General features: G+C 77.0%; 15 protein-coding genes. 9 read left to right on the top strand and 6 right to left on the bottom strand.

All coding sequences use genetic code 11. The features are described from left to right. Positions 1-1,657: CHAT domain-containing protein (locus WAB14_RS15000; protein WP_340270988.1), on the top strand; the 1,657-nt coding region annotated here is incomplete at its 5' end. Here the strand turns inward: WAB14_RS15000 and WAB14_RS14995 are convergent. Then, positions 1,642-2,049 (bottom strand): hypothetical protein, encoded by a 408-nt coding sequence (locus tag WAB14_RS14995; protein ID WP_340270987.1) that lies wholly within the window; start codon positions 2,047-2,049, stop codon positions 1,642-1,644. The genes WAB14_RS15000 and WAB14_RS14995 overlap by 16 nt on opposite strands. Further along, entirely contained in the window at positions 2,046-4,310 is a 2,265-nt protein-coding gene (locus WAB14_RS14990; protein WP_340270986.1) for an MMPL family transporter, read from the bottom strand. The genes WAB14_RS14995 and WAB14_RS14990 overlap by 4 nt, the downstream gene beginning before the upstream one ends. A gap of 173 nt (positions 4,311-4,483) precedes the next feature. Between WAB14_RS14990 and WAB14_RS14985 the strand changes: the two genes are divergently transcribed. From WAB14_RS14985 to fgd, 3 genes are all read left to right on the top strand, one after another. Then, the gene (locus WAB14_RS14985) at positions 4,484-4,699 is read left to right on the top strand and encodes an acyl carrier protein (protein WP_340270984.1); all 216 of its coding nucleotides are present in this window, start codon (positions 4,484-4,486) and stop codon (positions 4,697-4,699) included. A gap of 112 nt (positions 4,700-4,811) precedes the next feature. After that, positions 4,812-5,222: an STAS domain-containing protein gene (locus WAB14_RS14980; protein ID WP_340270982.1), complete on the top strand. Its 411-nt coding sequence runs from the start codon at positions 4,812-4,814 to the stop codon at positions 5,220-5,222. 17 nt (positions 5,223-5,239) lie between these two features. After that, positions 5,240-6,265: a glucose-6-phosphate dehydrogenase (coenzyme-F420) gene (fgd, locus tag WAB14_RS14975; RefSeq protein ID WP_340270980.1), complete on the top strand. Its 1,026-nt coding sequence runs from the start codon at positions 5,240-5,242 to the stop codon at positions 6,263-6,265. A gap of 25 nt (positions 6,266-6,290) precedes the next feature. On the opposite strand, the gene WAB14_RS14970 is transcribed toward fgd, so the two are convergent. Beyond that, positions 6,291-8,366: a putative bifunctional diguanylate cyclase/phosphodiesterase gene (locus tag WAB14_RS14970; RefSeq protein ID WP_340270978.1), complete on the bottom strand. Its 2,076-nt coding sequence runs from the start codon at positions 8,364-8,366 to the stop codon at positions 6,291-6,293. 230 nt (positions 8,367-8,596) lie between these two features. Between WAB14_RS14970 and WAB14_RS14965 the strand changes: the two genes are divergently transcribed. Then, positions 8,597-8,983, top strand: coding sequence for a hypothetical protein (locus WAB14_RS14965; protein ID WP_340270976.1), 387 nt, complete (start codon positions 8,597-8,599; stop codon positions 8,981-8,983). Between the two features lie 10 nt (positions 8,984-8,993). Here the strand turns inward: WAB14_RS14965 and WAB14_RS14960 are convergent, their stop codons facing one another. From WAB14_RS14960 to WAB14_RS14950, 3 genes are all read right to left on the bottom strand, one after another. Next, positions 8,994-9,878: an HDOD domain-containing protein gene (locus WAB14_RS14960; protein WP_340270974.1), complete on the bottom strand. Its 885-nt coding sequence runs from the start codon at positions 9,876-9,878 to the stop codon at positions 8,994-8,996. Continuing rightward, the gene (locus WAB14_RS14955) at positions 9,875-12,010 is read right to left on the bottom strand and encodes a putative bifunctional diguanylate cyclase/phosphodiesterase (protein WP_340270972.1); all 2,136 of its coding nucleotides are present in this window, start codon (positions 12,008-12,010) and stop codon (positions 9,875-9,877) included. The genes WAB14_RS14960 and WAB14_RS14955 overlap by 4 nt, the downstream gene beginning before the upstream one ends. Positions 12,011-12,221: 211 nt before the next feature. Further along, positions 12,222-13,271 carry a copper resistance D family protein gene (locus WAB14_RS14950; RefSeq protein ID WP_340270970.1) on the bottom strand — a complete coding sequence of 350 codons (1,050 nt, stop codon included), beginning with the start codon at positions 13,269-13,271 and terminating at the stop codon, positions 12,222-12,224. Between the two features lie 106 nt (positions 13,272-13,377). On the opposite strand from WAB14_RS14950, the gene WAB14_RS14945 reads away from it, so the two are divergent. The 4 genes from WAB14_RS14945 to WAB14_RS14930 are packed head-to-tail and all read left to right on the top strand — an operon-like array spanning position 13,378 to position 16,404. After that, positions 13,378-13,773, top strand: coding sequence for a TOBE domain-containing protein (locus WAB14_RS14945; RefSeq protein WP_340270968.1), 396 nt, complete (start codon positions 13,378-13,380; stop codon positions 13,771-13,773). Then, positions 13,770-14,531, top strand: coding sequence for a molybdate ABC transporter substrate-binding protein (gene modA, locus WAB14_RS14940; protein WP_340270966.1), 762 nt, complete (start codon positions 13,770-13,772; stop codon positions 14,529-14,531). Before WAB14_RS14945 ends, modA begins: the two co-directional genes overlap by 4 nt. Continuing rightward, the gene (locus WAB14_RS14935; protein ID WP_340270964.1) at positions 14,528-15,340 is read left to right on the top strand and encodes an ABC transporter permease; all 813 of its coding nucleotides are present in this window, start codon (positions 14,528-14,530) and stop codon (positions 15,338-15,340) included. Before modA ends, WAB14_RS14935 begins: the two co-directional genes overlap by 4 nt. Next, positions 15,337-16,404, top strand: coding sequence for an ABC transporter ATP-binding protein (locus WAB14_RS14930; RefSeq protein WP_340270962.1), 1,068 nt, complete (start codon positions 15,337-15,339; stop codon positions 16,402-16,404). Before WAB14_RS14935 ends, WAB14_RS14930 begins: the two co-directional genes overlap by 4 nt. Positions 16,405-16,513: the final 109 nt, after the last annotated feature.

Genomic DNA, 16,513 nt, shown 5'->3' with positions numbered 1-16,513 from the left:
CTCCGCCTTCGCCGGAGCGCGCGACCGGGTCGTCGCGCTGCGGGCCGCCGCGGCGCTGCGCCGCTCGGGTGCCCTCACGGAGGCCGCCGAGGCGTACCTCGTCGCGGGCCGCGTCGCCGCGGCCGACGGCGACCGGGACGCCGCCGTCCACGACCTCGCCCGTGCGGCGGACACCGCCCCGCGGGGACCCGTCCTCGCCCGGGCGCCCGCCCGCGCCGCCCGCGCCCTCGTCGCCTCGCTAGGAGGCGACGACGCCGCGCTCGTCCGGGCCTGCCGCGCCGGGCTCGCCGACCTCGCGCGCCACCGCGACAGCCTCCCGTCGACCGAGCTGCGTGCCCTCGCCGCCGGTCACGGTGCCGAGCTCGCCGCCCTCGGTCTCGGTGCCCTCGTGCGTACCGGGACACCCACGCAGGTGCTGCGGTGGATGGAGCGCACCCGCGCCAACGCCCTCGCGGCGACCGCCCGGGGGGACGAGGCGGGGGAGGCCACCGAGGCGGGCGAGGTGGACCTCGTGGCGCTGCACGAGGTCCAGGTGGCCGTCGCCGCGGCCCGCAGCCGAGGGCGGGTGGTCCCTCCCGCGCTCCTCGTGCGGCAGCGGTCGCTGGAGGAGCGTGTGCGGGGCCGCGCGTGGGTGGCGGGGAACGGCGCCCGCACCCGCCCGGGCGAGCCGGGTGTGACCCGGGTGCGCGAGGCCCTCGCCGGACGGGTCCTCGTGGAGTACGACGTCCTCGACGGGGACCTCGTCGCCGTGGTCCTGGAGCAGCGGGGCAGCCGCCTCGTGCGGCTGGGTCCCCTCGACGAGGTCGAGCCGGTGCTCGACGACCTCCGGGTCACGCTGCGGGCCCTGCCGACCGCCGTGCCGGCGATGGGCGAGGTCCTCGGCGGGCTCGTCCACCGTTCCGTCGGTCGCCTCCGGGACCTCGTCGTCGCCCCGCTCGACCTGCCCGTGGGGACCGCCGCCGCGGGCGTGGTCGTCGTCCCGGTCGGGGCGCTGCAGCGGGCGCCGTGGTCGGCGCTCGTCGACGGCCCGGTGTCCGTGGCGCCGTCCGCCGCCCTCTGGTGGCGGACGGCGGTGCCGGCCACGGGCGCGCCCGACGTCCCCGGTCCCACGGTCCTCGTCGCCGGGCCGGGGCTCGCGGCCGCGCCGGCGGAGGTCGCGGTCCTCGCGGACGTCCACCCCGGCGCGACGGTGCTCGTGCCCCCGGACAGCACGTCGTCGGCGGTCCGGCGCGCCCTCGACGGTGCCGGGCTCGCGCACCTCGCGTGCCACGGGGAGGTGCGCGCCGACAACCCGCAGTTCTCCTCGCTGCGGCTGAGCGACGGCGACCTCACGGTCCACGAGCTCGAGGGCCGCTCGCACGTGCCCCGGCGGATCGTCCTCGCGGCGTGCGACGTCGGGGCGGGCGTCGTCCACCCCGGCAACGAGCTCCTCGGCTTCGTCGGGACCCTGCTGGCGCGCGGCGCCCGCGGCATCGTCGCGAGCACCACGCTCGTCGCCGACGCCCACGTGCTGCCGTTCGTGCGCTCGCTCCACGCGGGCCTCGCGGCGGGCCTGCCGGTGGCGGAGGCGCTGCACGGCGCGCGTCAGGTCCTCGACCCCGACGACCCCCGCACGCTCGGCGCGTGGGCCGCCTTCACCGCCTACGGCGCCGGCTGAGGCGGGCTCGCTCCGGTGGACGCACCGCGCTCCGGGGTGGCGGGGGCGCGGCAGGCCGCGATGGCGGCCCGCACCTCGGCGTCCTCCGCCCGCATGTCCCGCACGACCTCCTCCAGGCGCCGGGCGTCGAGGTCCGCCATCGCCTCGGCGGCGTCCTCGGCGAGGTCGACGACGACCCGGGCCCGCTCCGCGGCGGCGACGCACGCGGCGTCGGCCGTGCCCGGACCGGCCGGTGCTCCCGTCCCCGGCTCCACCGCGGGCGGGCGGTCGGACCGGGTGACGCCGGTGCCGACTGCCGCACCGAGCCCGGTCCCGACGAGGAGGCCGACCGCGAGCAGGGCACCCGCTCGCACCCTCGCGCGCCGGTCGTGCGGGCCGCCGGCTGTGCTCACGAGACCACCCCCGTCGTGTCGTCGGAGCCGACCGGGCGCCGCGGCAGCGGCCAGCGGTTCCACCGCTCGAGGAGCACGAGGAGCGCCGGCACCAGCAGCACCCGGACGAGGACGGCGTCGAGGAGGATGCCGACCGCCATGACGAACGCGAGCTCGCGGAAGGGCCGCAGCGGCACGAGCGAGAGCAGCCCGAAGCTGACGGCGAGGGTGAGCGCGGCGACCGTGATGGCACGCGAGGTCCGCGGCACCACCTGGACGACGGCGGCGCGCAGCGGCACGTCCCGTGCCACGTGCCACAGCCGCCCCACGCCGTAGATGTTGTAGTCCGAGCCGAGGGCGACGAGGAGGACCGCCGCCGCGAACGGCACGTAGAACGTGAGCCCGTCGTGGCCGAGCAGGTCCTGGAACACCCACGTGGTGAGGCCGAGCGCCGCCAGCAACGACAGCACGCTCGTGCCCAGCAGGTACAGCGGCAGCACCGTCGCCCGGAGGAAGAGGACCAGGACGAGGAGGTTGACGAGCAGCACCGCCACGGCGATGCGGGCGAGGTCGGCCCGCGTCGAGCTCGTGAGCAGGGAGGCGAGGGCCGTGTCGCCCCCGAGGCTCACCTGCGCCCCGGCGAGACCGGCGTCCTCGGCCCACCGGGGCACGGCCGCCTCGAGGCGTTCGAAGGTGTGGACGGCGGTCGCCCCCAGGGGCTCGTCCGCGAGCACGACGAGGTAGCGCGCGGCCGTTCCGTCCTCGGACAGGACGAGGCCACGGGGCTCGTCGAGGAGCCGGTAGCCGGGGCCCAGCACCCCGGCCACGCCGGGGTCGGCCTCGATGCGCTCGCGGAGGTCGGACAGCGCCGGCACGTCCTCCGTGAGGTCCTCCCCCTCGACGAGCACGACCGTGGGCGAGAGGATCCCGGGGGCGAAGCCCTCCGCCGCCGCCACCGCAGCCCGCGAGGCCGGGTCCGCGGGCGGCAGCGACGGTACGAACGACAGGCCGAGCTCCAGCCCCCGCACCGGCAGCGCGAGCAGCCCCAGCAGCACCGTCACCGTCACCGCGACGACGGCCGCCGTGCGGGTGCGGACCAGGCGGCCGACGAGCGGCTCCCGCACCCGCGCGAAGCGGGCACGTCGCGGTCGCACGGGCACGGCGGCACCGTCGGGACCGGGGCGGGCGGGCCAGAACGCCGCAGGCCCCAGCATCGCGAGGACCGCCGGGAGCAGCGTCACCGACACCGCGAGCGCGACGAGGACCGCGATCGCCATGCCCGGCCCGAACGTGCGGATGACCCCGCCCCGGGCCGCGAGGAGCGACGCCGTCCCCGCGGCCACGGTCACGCCGGCCACGACGACCACCGGCAGGTAGTCGACGACGGCCCTGCGGGCCGCGTCGACCCGGTCGCGGCCCTCGGCGAGCCCGGTCCGGGTCCCGGCGAGGAAGAAGACCGCGTAGTCGGTGACGACCCCGAGGAGCAGTGCGAGCAGGAGCGGCCGGAGCTCCGCGGGCACCGCCACCCCCATCACCTCGCCCACGGCCCCCGCCACGTGGAGCGTGAGGACGAAGGCGACGCCGGCGGTCCCGAGGGTGAGCAACGGGGCCACGAGGGAGCGGAAGCCCGCGGCCATGATGACGAAGATGGCGCTCACGGTGGCGACCTCGACGGTGCGCAGCGAGCTGTCGACGAGGCGGTCCTGCGCGACCCGGGCGGGGAACGACCCCGTCACGCCGACCACGTCGTCGTCCGGCCCGAGCTGTGCGGCGAACCGCTCCCCGGCGCGGGTCTGCGCGAACAGCCCGACGTCCGGGGACATGAGGAGGTACGTGAGCCCCGTGGTGCCGGACTCCCGCGCTCCCGGGAACGCGTCGGAGACGTTGAGCAGGGGAAGGGCGCCGCGCACCGGGCCCGCCCACGGGTACTGCTGCTCGTTCACCGCGGCGGCGCGCAGCACGACCGCCGCCTGCGTGTAGGGCGACAGGCCGTCCGGGTCGCGCTGCACGACGACGGTGCGCGACAGGAGCGGGAAGCCGAAGGCCTCCGCCGAGCGGACCTCCGTCGCGACGTACGGGTTGCCGTCGGGGGCGAAGTCGTCGAGGTCGCCCACCCCGCCTCCCTGCGGTGCCGGCAGCCACAGCACCGCCGCGGCCACGAGCACGAGCCACCCGCCCACGACGACCCGACGGTGGTCGACGACCAGCGCGGCCACGGCGGCCACCCCGACCGCCGCCGTCCCGCTGCGGCGGCGGGGTCGCGCCCAGCGTGCGAGCAGCACCGCCCACCTCCTGTGCCGGGCACGGTGGTCCCGGTTCCGGCTACGAGGTACCCGCCGACGGCGCCGACGCACCTGCTCGCCGACGCGCCGAATCGATGGCGCGGCGCCGGGTACGCGTGGGGTGACCGACGCCGCGACCCCCGGCCGCGGCACCACGAACGAGGAGGCACACCATGGCGACCGGCGAGACCGGCTTCGGCGACGTCCAGTTCGACCTGATCTCCGTCCAGTACCACTCGCTCAAGGCGGGGCACGACTACGGCCAGTACGTCCGCGACGCGGAGAACGCGGGGATGGACGACGTGGCCGCCTTCTTCCGTCAGGTGATGGAGGAGGACTCCCAGCGCGCCCACCGCTGCCACGAGCTGCTGAAGAAGCTGACCGACTGACCGTCCGGCTCTGTCACGGCCCCATGACCGGGTGTCGCGCCGAACGTCGCAATACGGTCACAACCGTGCGGCGGCGCTGGGTGCGGGCGCTCCGGTCGGGTATCTCTGGTCCATGAGCACGGCGGGCGGGGGTCGGGGGGTCCCGGGGCGCGGTCCCGGGGCCGCCGACGACCTGCCCGCCGTCGTCCGTCCCGCCGGCTCCGGCGAGCGGGCCGACCCCGACGTGGTCGAGGCGGGCCCCGCGGTCGTGGAGGTGGGGCCCCGCCTGCTCGCCTCCGAGGCCCCGCGGCTGCGGAACGCCCTGCGGCGCGCCGGCGCCGAGCACGACCTCGTCGAGCTGCGGGTCGGTGAGGTCGTGACGTTCGACACGGCGGGGCTCGGGCTGCTCCTCGGGCTGCACCGGCTGGCGCGGGCCGACGGCGCGGCCATGGTCGTGGTCGCGCCGCCGCCGCGGCTGCTCGCGGCGCTGCGCCGCAAGGGCCTGCACCGCGTCCTCGTGCTCGAGGTGCCGCTGCCGGACTGACGGGGGACGCTGAGCCCATGGCGGGTCGCGTGCCGGACGGGTTGAGGATCGGGTACAAGGCGTCGGCGGAGCAGTTCGGGCCGCGCGAGCTCGTGGAGCTCGGGGTGCGGGCCGAGGCGGCGGGCATGGACTCCGCGTTCGTCAGCGACCACTTCCAGCCGTGGCGCCACGAGGGCGGACACGCCCCGTTCGCCCTGTCGTGGCTCACCGCGGTCGGCGAGCGCACGCAGCGGCTGGTCCTCGGCACCTCCGTCATGACGCCGACGTTCCGGTACAACCCGGCCGTCGTCGCGCAGGCCTTCGCCACCATGGCGTGCCTGTACCCGGGGCGCGTCGTCCTCGGTGTCGGGACCGGCGAGGCCCTCAACGAGGTGGCGACGGGTTTCACGGGGGAGTGGCCGGACTTCAAGGAGCGCTTCGCGCGGCTGCGCGAGTCGGTCGACCTCATGCGGCAGCTGTGGCGCGGCGAGCGGGTCACCTTCGAGGGCGAGCACTACCGCACCCAGGACGCGAGCATCTACGACGTGCCCGCCGACGGGGTCCCCGTCTACGTGGCGGCCGGCGGCCCCGTCGTCGCCCGGTACGCGGGCCGGGCGGGCGACGGCTTCATCTGCACGTCGGGCAAGGGCATGGACCTCTACAAGGAGCGTCTCCTGCCCGCCGTGGCGGAGGGGCTGGAGAAGGCCGGCCGGCCGGCCGACGACATCGACCGCATGATCGAGGTGAAGCTGTCCTACGACCGCGACCACGCCACGGCGCTGGACAACACGCGCTTCTGGGCGCCGCTGTCCCTCACGCCCGAGCAGAAGCACAGCGTCGACGACCCCGTGGAGATGGAGCGGCTCGCCGACGAGCTGCCCATCGAGCAGGTCGCCCGCCGCTGGGTCGTCTCGGCCGACCCCGACGAGGTCGCCGAGCTCGTCCGGCCCTACGTGGCCGCCGGCTTCCACCACCTCGTGCTCCACGCCCCCGGCCACGACCAGGCCCGCTTCCTCGAGCTGTTCGAGGCGGACCTCGCGCCGCGCCTGCGCGCACTGGTGTGAGCGCCGCAGCTGTCGTCCCGCCGCCTCACACGACGTAGCCGGGCCGTGGCCGGCCCAGCAGGAACCCCTGCGCGAAGCGCGCGCCGGTCGCGCGGACGGCGTCGTACTGCTCCTGGGTCTCGATGCCCTCGACGACGCACGTCGCCCCCACGGCGCGCGTCATCTCCACCGCGGACCGCAGCACCGCCGAGCGGCGGGAGTCCGCGAGGTCGGTGAGGAAGGCGCGATCGATCTTCACGAGGTCGACGGGCAGCGTCGCGAGGTGGCTGAGGCTGGAGTAGCCGGTCCCGAAGTCGTCGACCGCCACCTGCACGCCGAGGTCGCGCAGCTCGCGGAGCTGGTCGAGCACGCTCGCGCTCGACGGCAGCACCTGCGACTCGGTGATCTCCACGACGAGGCTGCGGCTCGGCACGCCGCTGCCCGCGAGCGCCTGCCGCACCCGCCTCACGTAGTCGCCCCGCACGAGCTGCTGCGCCGAGACGTTGACGGTGACGAAGCAGTCCCGCCGGGCGACGAGCCGCCAGCGCGCGGCCTGGCGCAACGCCTCCTCCAGCACCCACGCCCCCACGTCGACCATGAGCCCGCCGGCCTCGGCCGCCGGGAGGAAGTCCGCCGGCGACAGCAGCCCCCGGCGCGGGTGCTGCCAGCGCAGCAGCGCCTCGGCGCCCACGACGTCCCCGGAGGTGACGTCGACGATGCCCTGGAAGTGCAGGGAGAACTCCTCCCGCGTCAGGGCCTTGCCGAGGTCGGCCTCGAGCGCGACGAGGTCGATGACGCGTCGACGGTGCTGCTCGGTGAAGACGGTGTAGCGCGCCTTGCCGGTGCTCTTCGACGCGTACATCGCGATGTCGGCGTTGCCGAGCACGGCGTCGGCGTCGGTCTGGCCCTTCGGGGGGAAGACGACCCCGACGCTCGCCCGCAGCGTGACGGCCTGCCCGGCGACGAGGAAGGGCCGTGCGAGGGCCGCGACGACCCGCTCGTGGACGTGGCGCCACTCGGCCTCGTCCCCGACGCGCTCGAGGACGAGGACGAACTCGTCGCCCCCGAGCCTCGCCACGGTGTCCTCCTCGCGGACCGCGTCGCTGAGCCGCCGGGCCACCTCCTGCAGCAGGACGTCGCCCTGCCGGTGCCCGTGGGTGTCGTTGACGGCCTTGAAGCCGTCGAGGTCGAGGAACGCGACCGCGACCGGGTGCCCCTCGCGTGCGGTGCGCTGGAGGGCGTGCTCGACCCGGTCCCGCAGGAGGACGCGGTTCGGCAGGCCGGTGAGCGCGTCGTGCGTCGCGGCGTGCAGCAGCCGCTGCGCGTCGTCGCGGGCCTGCGACACGTCGCGGAAGGTCGACAGCACCCGGTCCTCGTCGATCCGGACCACGACGTTCTCGAAGGTCCCCGGCCACGTGCCGTGCTCGCCGACCTCGATGAGGAGGCGGTTGGTGCGGCCGTGGCGCAGGGTGTCGAGGAGCGCGTCGAACAGGCCGGTCGCCCTGGACTCGGGGAAGTAGTCGAGCACGGACAGCCCGACGAGGCGGTCCGGCGGGATGCCCGCGGCGCCGGTCCGGTTGATGCGGACGAGGCGGACGTCGACGACCTCGCCGGCCTCGTCCCGCTGCGCGTGGAAGATCGCGAGCCCGTCGGGGATGGCCTCGAGCGTCGCCGTGAGGGCCGCCCGCTCGTCCTCGACGGCGGCGAGCAGGTCGTCGCTCACGAGCAGCGTGCGGGAGGCCCGGTCGACGTCCTCGACGTGGAGCACGGCGTACGGCTGCCGTCCCTCGGGCGCGAGGGCCCGCCACGTCCAGCGGGTCCACCTCGACGCGCCGGCGGCGTCGACCACGCGGCACGTGAAGCGGCCGCCGGCGGCGCCCGCGTGCATCCGTCCGCGCTCGGCGTCGGCGAGGTGACGGTCCTGGCCGGACACGAGGTCCATCGCGCCTCGACCGACGACCTCGTCGCGGCGGAGACCGAGCAGCCGGCAGATCGCGTGGTTGACGTCGACGACGACACCCGCGTGGTCGGTCACGAGCGTGCCGACCGGACTCGTCGCGAACGCCGCGGCGGCGGGATCGGCGGGCGCGTCCACCGGCTCGTCCGGGTCGTCGCCGCCCACGCACCCCTCCCTCGTACCGCTCCCGCACGGTCGTCGTCCGGCCTCGTGACGTCCTCGCCCCCGGGTCGTCGACCCGGCTGCTCCTGGTGTACCCCGCTCTGACCAGGACTGACCGCAGGCTAGGGGACGTCACCCGTCCGGCGCAGGCGCTCGCCGACGGGCGTGGCGCCCCCTCAGGTCCGGGTCCGGGCCTGCCGACACCACACGCAGACGCCAGCAGGAGGCCGCCCGTGGACGCCGACCAGGACCCCCGCACCGGTGTCGCGCTGCCCGGCGACCGCGACCTCTCCCTCGACCTCGTCGGTCTCGTCCTGCGTGCCGTGGTGCGCGACGGCACTCGCTTCCTCCTGCGCGCCGGCGGCGGGCGGGGGACGTGGACCAGCGGCGGTCGGCGGCACACGAGCGGGGACGGTCCGCCGGTGGTCCTCGACCTGTCCTTCGTGCTCGCCGACCCGGCGGACGCCCCCGCGGGCAGCGCCGCCGACGCGGCCTACGAGGTCCTGCTCCGCTGGCGCGACACGGGCACCGCCCTGCGGCTCGTCGGGGCGCCCGGCAAGGAGCACGTGCTCTTCGAGCCCGGCGGCACCGCGGTGCCCGTGGGCTCCGCGCGGGGCTGACGCCGGACGGCTAGGACTGGACGGCGCGGACGAGGTCCGCGGCGAGGGCCGGGACCCGCCGCGCGAGCGTCGCGACGTCGACCTCGTCGACCCGTCCGCCCGACATGTGGCTCACCTCGAGCGGCCCGGGTCCCCAGCCGGTCAGCCGGTCCGCGACCTCCCGGGCGACGAGCAGGCACCGCGTCGTCGCGTCGACGCCGTCGGCCGGCTGTCCGAGCGGCCACGTGTCGAGCGGCCGGATCGCGGCCGCCATGTCGGTGGGGAACGACCAGGCGGTGAGGGCGGCCGCGGACACCGCGACGTGGGAGACGCCGTAGCGCGCGCGCTCCGCCGCCACGAGCGCGGCCCGGTCCGCGGCGCCGGCGAGGAGCGGGCCGTAGGCGTCGGGGTCGGCACGGTGGAGCAGCGCCTGCCCGATGCCGGTCAGCAGCCCGAGGCAGAACGCGTCCGGCGAGGTCAGCCGGAAGCGGCGGGCGAGCTCGCCCGCGGCGACGGCCGTGGACGCGCTGCGCTCCCAGAACCCGTCGGGCACCGCGCGGGGGTCGTCGACTCCTGCGGCGGCGGACAGGGCGATGGTGCGGACGGTCGTGAAGCCCACGACCGTCACGGCGAACGTGAGGGTGCGGACGCGGCCCGACAGGCCGTAGTACGCGGAGTTGGCGAGGCGGAGGATCCGCGCCGTGACGGTCGCGTCGGCTGCCGCGACCCCGGCGAGGTCGGCGGCGCTGATGCCCTCGTCGTGCGTCAGCTGCACCATGCGCGCCGCGACGGGCCGCTGCGCCGGCAGGTCGTCGAGCGACGCGAGCAGCTCCTCGAGGACGACGGGCCCGCTGAGGCCGTCGCCGGCGGCGTCGGTCCCCGTGTGGTCGGTCGCGGGAGCCTGGGCCGCGCTCACGACAGGCTCCTCGTGTCCGCGGTCGCCGCCCCGCCGCCGGCGCGACCGCGCACCCAGTCGGTGAGGTCGGCGCCTGCCATCCCGCGGGCCCACAGCCACCCCTGCGCGTACGTGCAGCCCAGCTCCTGGAGCGCGCGGGCCTGCTCCGGGTGCTCGACGCCCTCCGCGACGGTGGAGAGCCCGAGCGCGCGGGCGAGGGACACCACGGCGCCTGCGAGGGCCCCGCTGCCGTCGGTGTCCGCCTGCGGCCCGGCGAGCTCGGTGACGAAGGAGCGGTCGATCTTGAGGTGGTCGACGGGCAGGCGGCGCAGGTGGGCGAGCGAGGAGTACCCGACGCCGAAGTCGTCGATCGCGACGGCGACCCCGGCGCTGCGGAGTGCGTGGAGCACCTGCCGCGTCGTCGCCGGGTCCGCGACGAGGGCGGACTCCGTCACCTCCAGGCAGAGCGCGGCCGCCTCGAGGCCGTGGCGGGCGAGTGTGCCGGTCACCATGTCGACGAAGCCGGGGTCGCCGAGCTGGTGGGGGGAGACGTTGACGGCGACGCGCTGCGGGGCCAGCGACCCGAGCGCCGCGCGCCACTCGACGAGCTGCGCGCACGCGGCGTCGAGGACCGTCTCGCCGAGGCGCCCGACGAGCTGGTGGTTCTCCGCGAGCGGCACGAACACGTCCGGGGGCACCGTCCCGCGGCGCGGGTGGGTCCAGCGGGCGAGCGCCTCGACGACGGGCAGCGGCCCGGCGGCGACGCCGTCGCGGGAGTCGTCGCCCGGACCGGCGAGCGCGACGACCGGCTGGTACACGACGTGCAGCTCGGGCGAGGTCCCCTCGAGCGCCGCGCGGAGGTCGGCGAGCAGGCGCAGCTCGTCGCGGGCGGTGTCGCGCGTCGCGGCGTCGCACAGCGCGAAGCGGTTCTTGCCGAGCGCCTTCGCCCGGTACATCGCGATGTCCGCGTCACGGAGGACGTCCTGCGCGGACGTCGTGCCCTGGTCGACGCGTGCGACGCCCATGCTGGCCGAGGGGTGGACCTGCAGCGAGCCGATGAGCGTCGGCTGCGTGCACACCTCGAGGACGCGGGCCGCGAGGTGGGCCGCCTCCTCGTCGTCACCGACGCCGTGGCACACGACGACGAACTCGTCGCCCCCCATGCGGGTGACGACGTCCTGGTCGCGCACCGCGGCCCGCAGCCGTCGCCCGACGTCGACGAGCAGGGCGTCGCCCGCGTGGTGGCCGAGGGAGTCGTTGACGAGCTTGAAGTTGTCGAGGTCGAGGAAGAGGACCGCGAGGTCGGGGCTGGCCCCGCGGGCGCCCAGCAGCGCGCGCTGGAGGTGCTCGAACAGGGCCGCCCGGTTGGGCAGCCCGGTGAGCGGGTCGTGGCGCGCCTGGTACGCGAGCTGGCGCTCGAACGCGCGGCGCTCGGTGACGTCCTCCGCGGTGCCGACGAAGCCCGACCCGTGCCGGGGCGTGGTCGTCGGTGCGAGCCGCAGGTGCACCCACCGCTCCGCCCCGTCGGCGGTGAGGAGACGCGCGAAGGTCTCCGCGGCCGTGCCCTCGAGCGCGGTGCGGGCGCAGCCGGTGACGACGTCGAGGTCCTCGCGGTGGACGAGGTCGAGCCACGCCGTGCCGAGGACCGCCTCGGCCGGCAGCCCCACGAGGCGGGTGAACGCGTCGTTGACGTGCGCGAGCCGCAGCCCGACGTCGGACAGGACGGTCGGGACCGGCGTCCGCTCCGCGAGCGCCGTGAAGCGCCGCTCGACGGCCTGGACGGCCTCGGCCTCCGCCTCGGGTCGGCGGCGCTGCGCCGGCACGGCCGTCAGCACCCACAGGGCGCCACCCGGGACGGGGTGGCTCGTGACGTCGACCGCGGTGCGCGTGCCGTCGGCGCCCCGCAGGGAGCCGCGCCCCGACGTGCCACGGGTCGTCGTGAGGAGGTCGGCGGGGGTGTCGAGGACCCGGCCGAGCGGTGCGCCCGCGACGGTGTCGTTGGCCGCGCCCAGCACCTCCTCCGCGCGGGGGTTGACCCACGCGACGGTCGACGGTGCCCCGGCCCGGACCACGAGGACGGCGTCGCCGGCCACCTCGGCGGCGTGCAGCAGCGCCTGCCGCACCCCCGGGTCGAGGTGGTCCTCTCTCGTCACTCGGGCCTCCTGCCGTCGCGCGTGCACCGCCCGTCCCTGGGCGGGGGCCGGTCCCTGCGGGTGGCCCACGACAGGGATCGGCAGGACCGGGCCGGTCTGTAGCCGCCGCCGGGGGCCGTGACGCCGATCGGGGGAGCCTGCGGCCCGTGCGGTCGCCGTGCGTGACGGGCGCGCGCCGGACGGGTGACCCGGCTCCGCTGTCCGACCGCTGTCAGACCGGCGGCGGGGTCCGCGCGAGCGCGACGGCCACGGCGACGACGGCGACCATGACGGCGAGCTCGACGGCGACGAGCCGTGCGAAGGCGCGGCGGCCCGCGCCGTCGACGGCCCGGGCGATGCTGTGGCTGCGGTGCCGGTGACCGAACCCGACGAGGACGGCGAGCCCGGCGGCCTTGACGGCGAGCAGCGCGCCGTAGGCCGACAGCACGTCGGCGGGGGCGGTGACGCGAAGGGAGGCGTTGAGGAGGCCGCTCGCGCCGACGACGACGACGCACCAGAGGGCGAGCGTGCTGAACGACGCGGCCGAGCGGGCGGCGTCGGTGACCGTGACGGCGCGGTCGGCGAGCACGAGGAGAGCGAGCACCGCGAGGCCGCCGACCCACAGCGACGCCGCGACGACGTGGACGGCGAGGCTGCCCACCGCGAGCTCGTGGGCGTCGGAGGCCGCCGAGTGACCGGCGAAGGCGGGCGGGACGAGGGCGGCGGCCGCCAGGGCGAGCACGGCGGCGAGCGTGCGGGGCGTCGGCTCGTGCCCGTCCCGCGCCCGGCGGCGCAGCAGGCCCGCCGCGGCGAGGACCACCACGGCCCCGAGCAGCACGACGAGGTGCGCCCTGGCCTGCGGCAGCGACAGGAACGCCCGCTGCACCTGCGGGGTGAGGACCTGGGCCACCGTGCGACCGGACAGGTCGGACGCGGTGAGGACGTACACCGCCACCGTCACGCCCGCCCACGCCGGCGCGAGCGTCGTGAGCAGTCGGAGGCACCGCCCCACGACGCGGCCGACCGGGTGGGCGAGGACGGCGACGAGGGCCGCGCCGACCACCGCCACCCCGAGGAGGTCCTGGGCGTAGCGGGCCAAGGGGAGCCCGGTCGTCGTCAGTGGTCCGGGGTCGGCGATCGTGTTCGGCGCCGACCCGCCGCCGACGACGAGGAGGGCGACGACGAGCGCGGCCCCGGCGACCACGACGAGCACCGCGAGGGCAGCGACGACGCCCGGGTCGTGGCGGGGACCGACGGCGGTCGGCGGCGCGGTGCTGGGCATGGTGGGCACATGGTGCCCTCCCGTCGGTGGACCCGGTACCGCCGCCCGGGAGCGTCATCGGCAGTCGCGTCCGGCTGTCCGCACTTGCGGTGATTATGATCCGTTCGTGCCGCACCTGAGGATCATCGAGGTCGCCCACCTGCTCGGGGTCAGCGACGACACGGTCCGCCGCTGGGTCGCCGACGGTCGCCTCCCGGCGTCCGACGGGCCCGGCGGGGCGACGGTCGTCGAGGGCGCGGCGGCCGCCGCGCTCGCCCAGGAGATCGCCCGGACCCCACCGACGGGCGCACGCGGCCGACCGAGCGCACGGAACCGGCTCACGGGTCTCGTCACCCGGGTCGTCGTCGACGGCGTCATGGCGCAGGTGGAGCTGCAGGCGGGGCCGTTCCGCCTCGTCTCCCTCGTCTCCCGGGAGGCGGTGGAGGAGCTCGGGCTCGAGGTCGGCTCCCGCGCGACCGCCGTCGTGAAGGCGACGGACGTCGGGCTCGAGGTGCCGGCGTGAGACGACGTGGCGTCGTCGTCGCCGTGCTGGGCGCCGTCGCCGGCGGCCTCGCGGTCGCGGGCTGCGGCGACGCCGGCGCCGGCGACCGGGAGCTGCTCGTGCTCGCAGCGGCGTCCCTCACCGACGTCCTGCCCCCGGTCGTCGCGGCGTTCGAGGCGGCCGAGCCGGGCGTCGAGTTGACGACGTCGTTCGGCGGCAGCGCAGGCCTCGTCCAGCAGGTGCTCGCGGGGGCGCCGGCGGACGTCCTCGTCACGGCGTCGGCGGCGACGGCGGCGCAGGTGGTGGACGCCGGCCTGGCTGCCGGGGCGCCGGTCGTCGTCGCCGTCAACGAGCTCGTCCTCGCGGTGCCGGCGGGCAACCCGGGGGAGGTGTCGGGGGTCGACGACCTCGCGCGCGACGACCTCGTCGTCGCCCTCTGCGCGGCGCAGGTGCCGTGCGGGGCAGCGGCCGAGCAGGTGCTGACGGCCGCAGGCGTCCGGGCGGCTCCGGACACGCTCGAGCAGGACGTCCGCGGGGTCCTCACCCGCCTCGAGCTCGGCGAGGTCGACGCCGGGCTCGTCTACCGCACGGACGCGCTCGCGGCGGGTGACGCCGTCGAGGTCGTGCCCGTGCCCGGCGCCGCGGCCGCGGCGAACGAGTACCAGGCGCTCGCCCTCACCTCGGCCGCCGACGCCGGGCTGGCCGCCGCCTTCGTCGACCACCTGCGCGCCCCGGCGGCGCGGGACGCGCTCGCCGAGGCCGGGTTCGTCGTCCCGTGAGCGCGATCCAGACGCACGCGCGCGCCGCGGGCCGGGCGCCGGTCCCTCTCGTCGTCCCCGGCGTGCTCGCCGTCGCTGTGCTCACGCTGCCGCTCGTCGCGCTCGTCGTCCGCGCACCCTGGTCGCGGCTGCCGGAGGTCCTCCTCGACGCCGACGTGCGCGCCGCGCTCGCACTGTCGCTCGTGACGGCGGGCACCGCGACCGCGCTGTCGCTCCTGCTCGGGGTGCCGCTGGCGTGGCTGCTCGCCCGGACGGCGATGCCGGGCCGGGCGCTCGTCCGCGCGCTCGTCACGGTGCCGCTCGTCCTGCCGCCCGTGGTCGGCGGGGTGGCGCTGCTCCTGCTGCTCGGTCGTACCGGGTTGCTCGGTCGCCCGCTCGACCTCGCCCTCGGCGTCACCGTCCCGTTCACGACCGCCGCGGTGGTGCTCGCGCAGACGTTCGTCGCGCTGCCGTTCCTCGTCGTGTCGGTGGAGGGCGCGCTGCGCACCCTCGACGAGCGCCTCGAGGACACGGCCGCCACGCTCGGCGCGAGCCGCTGGTACGCCTTCCGCCACGTCACGCTCCCGCTCGTGCTGCCCGGGCTCGCAGCCGGCGCCGTCCTCTGCTTCGCCCGGGCGCTCGGGGAGTTCGGGGCGACCATCACGTTCGCCGGCAGCCTGCCCGGCACCACCCGCACCACCCCCGTCGCGGTGTACCTCGCGCTCGAGACCGACCCGGACCAGGCGGTCGTCCTGTCGCTGGTGCTGCTGGCCGTGTCGCTCGCGGTGCTCGCGCTGCTGCGGGAGCGGTGGCTGGGGGCGCTGCGGTGACGGGCGCGCTCGTCGTCGACGTCGCTCTCCCGCGTGGTGGTCTGGAGGTCACCGCGAGGGTCGACGTCGCGCCGGGGGAGGTGGTCGTCGTCGTCGGTCCCAACGGCGCCGGCAAGTCGACGCTGCTCCACGTCGTCGCGGGGCTCGTGGCCCCCGCCCGCGGCCGGGTCGCGCTCGCCGGTCGCGTGCTCGACGACCCGGCGGCGGGCGTGCGGCTGCCCGTGCCGGCGCGGCGGGTGGGGCTCGTGCCGCAGGACCTCCAGCTCTTCCCCCACCTCGACGTCCGCGACAACGTCGCCTTCGGGCTGCGGGCGGCCGGGGCCCGGGCGGCGCCGGCGCGCGCCGTCGCGGAGCGGTGGTGCACGCGGCTCGGGCTCACCGACGAGGTGCGGCACCGGCCCGGCCGCCTGTCGGGGGGGCAGCGGCAGCGGGTGGCGCTCGCCCGGGCGCTCGCCCCCGAGCCGGACGCCCTGCTCCTCGACGAGCCGCTCGCGGCGCTCGACGCCGGCACCCGCGTCCACGTCCGCGCGGAGCTGCGGCACCACCTGGCCGACGTCGCCGTGCCCACGCTGCTCGTCACGCACGACCCCGTCGACGCGATGGTGCTCGCCGACCGTGTCGTGGTCGTCGAGGCGGGCCGCGTCGTGCAGTCCGGCACCCCGCGGGAGGTCGCCCGCGCGCCTCGCACCGACTACGTCGCGCGGCTCGTCGGGCTCAACCGGTGGGAGGGCGTCGCCGCGGGCGGCGTCGCCCGGCTGGCCGGTGGCCGGCAGGTGCACGTCGTCGGCGGGCACGCCGGTCCGGTGCTCCTCACGTTCCCCCCGCACGCGGTGACGCTGTGGGCCGAGGCGCCGCACGGCGCCTCCACGCGCAACGTGTGGCCGGCCCGGGTGGCGGGTCTCGAGCCGCACGCGGACACGGTGCGGGTGCGTGTCGTCGCCGAGGACGGGACCGAGGCGCTCGCCGACGTCACGGCCCTCGCGGTCGCCGACCTCGACCTGCGCCCCGGGGCGCCCGTGTGGGCGGGCGTCAAGGCGACCGAGGTGACGGTCCACCCGGGCTGACCGCACCGGGCACCGAGCGCATCGGCCACTACACCCGCCACGATCGCTGTGCCGCAGGGGTCATGGCGCCGAAAGGGCCCGCCCGCGCGCCACGATCGCTGTGCCGCAG

The sequence above is a fragment of the Aquipuribacter nitratireducens genome, assembly GCF_037860835.1.
GTDB classification, from domain to species: domain Bacteria; phylum Actinomycetota; class Actinomycetes; order Actinomycetales; family JBBAYJ01; genus Aquipuribacter; species Aquipuribacter nitratireducens.
The sequence above is the reverse complement of the archived record's forward strand: the minus strand, read 5'-3'. Positions and strand labels throughout refer to the sequence as shown.

Bases quoted from the DNA above. Each gene is read 5' to 3' on its own strand.
- fgd (WP_340270980.1), top strand. From the start codon at position 5,240: ATGGCGGGTCGCGTGCCGGACGGGTTGAGGATCGGGTACAAGGCGTCG.
- WAB14_RS14985 (WP_340270984.1), top strand. From the start codon at position 4,484: ATGGCGACCGGCGAGACCGGCTTCGGCGACGTCCAGTTCGACCTGATC.
- WAB14_RS14980 (WP_340270982.1), top strand. From the start codon at position 4,812: ATGAGCACGGCGGGCGGGGGTCGGGGGGTCCCGGGGCGCGGTCCCGGG.
- WAB14_RS14950 (WP_340270970.1), bottom strand. From the start codon at position 13,271: ATGCCCAGCACCGCGCCGCCGACCGCCGTCGGTCCCCGCCACGACCCG.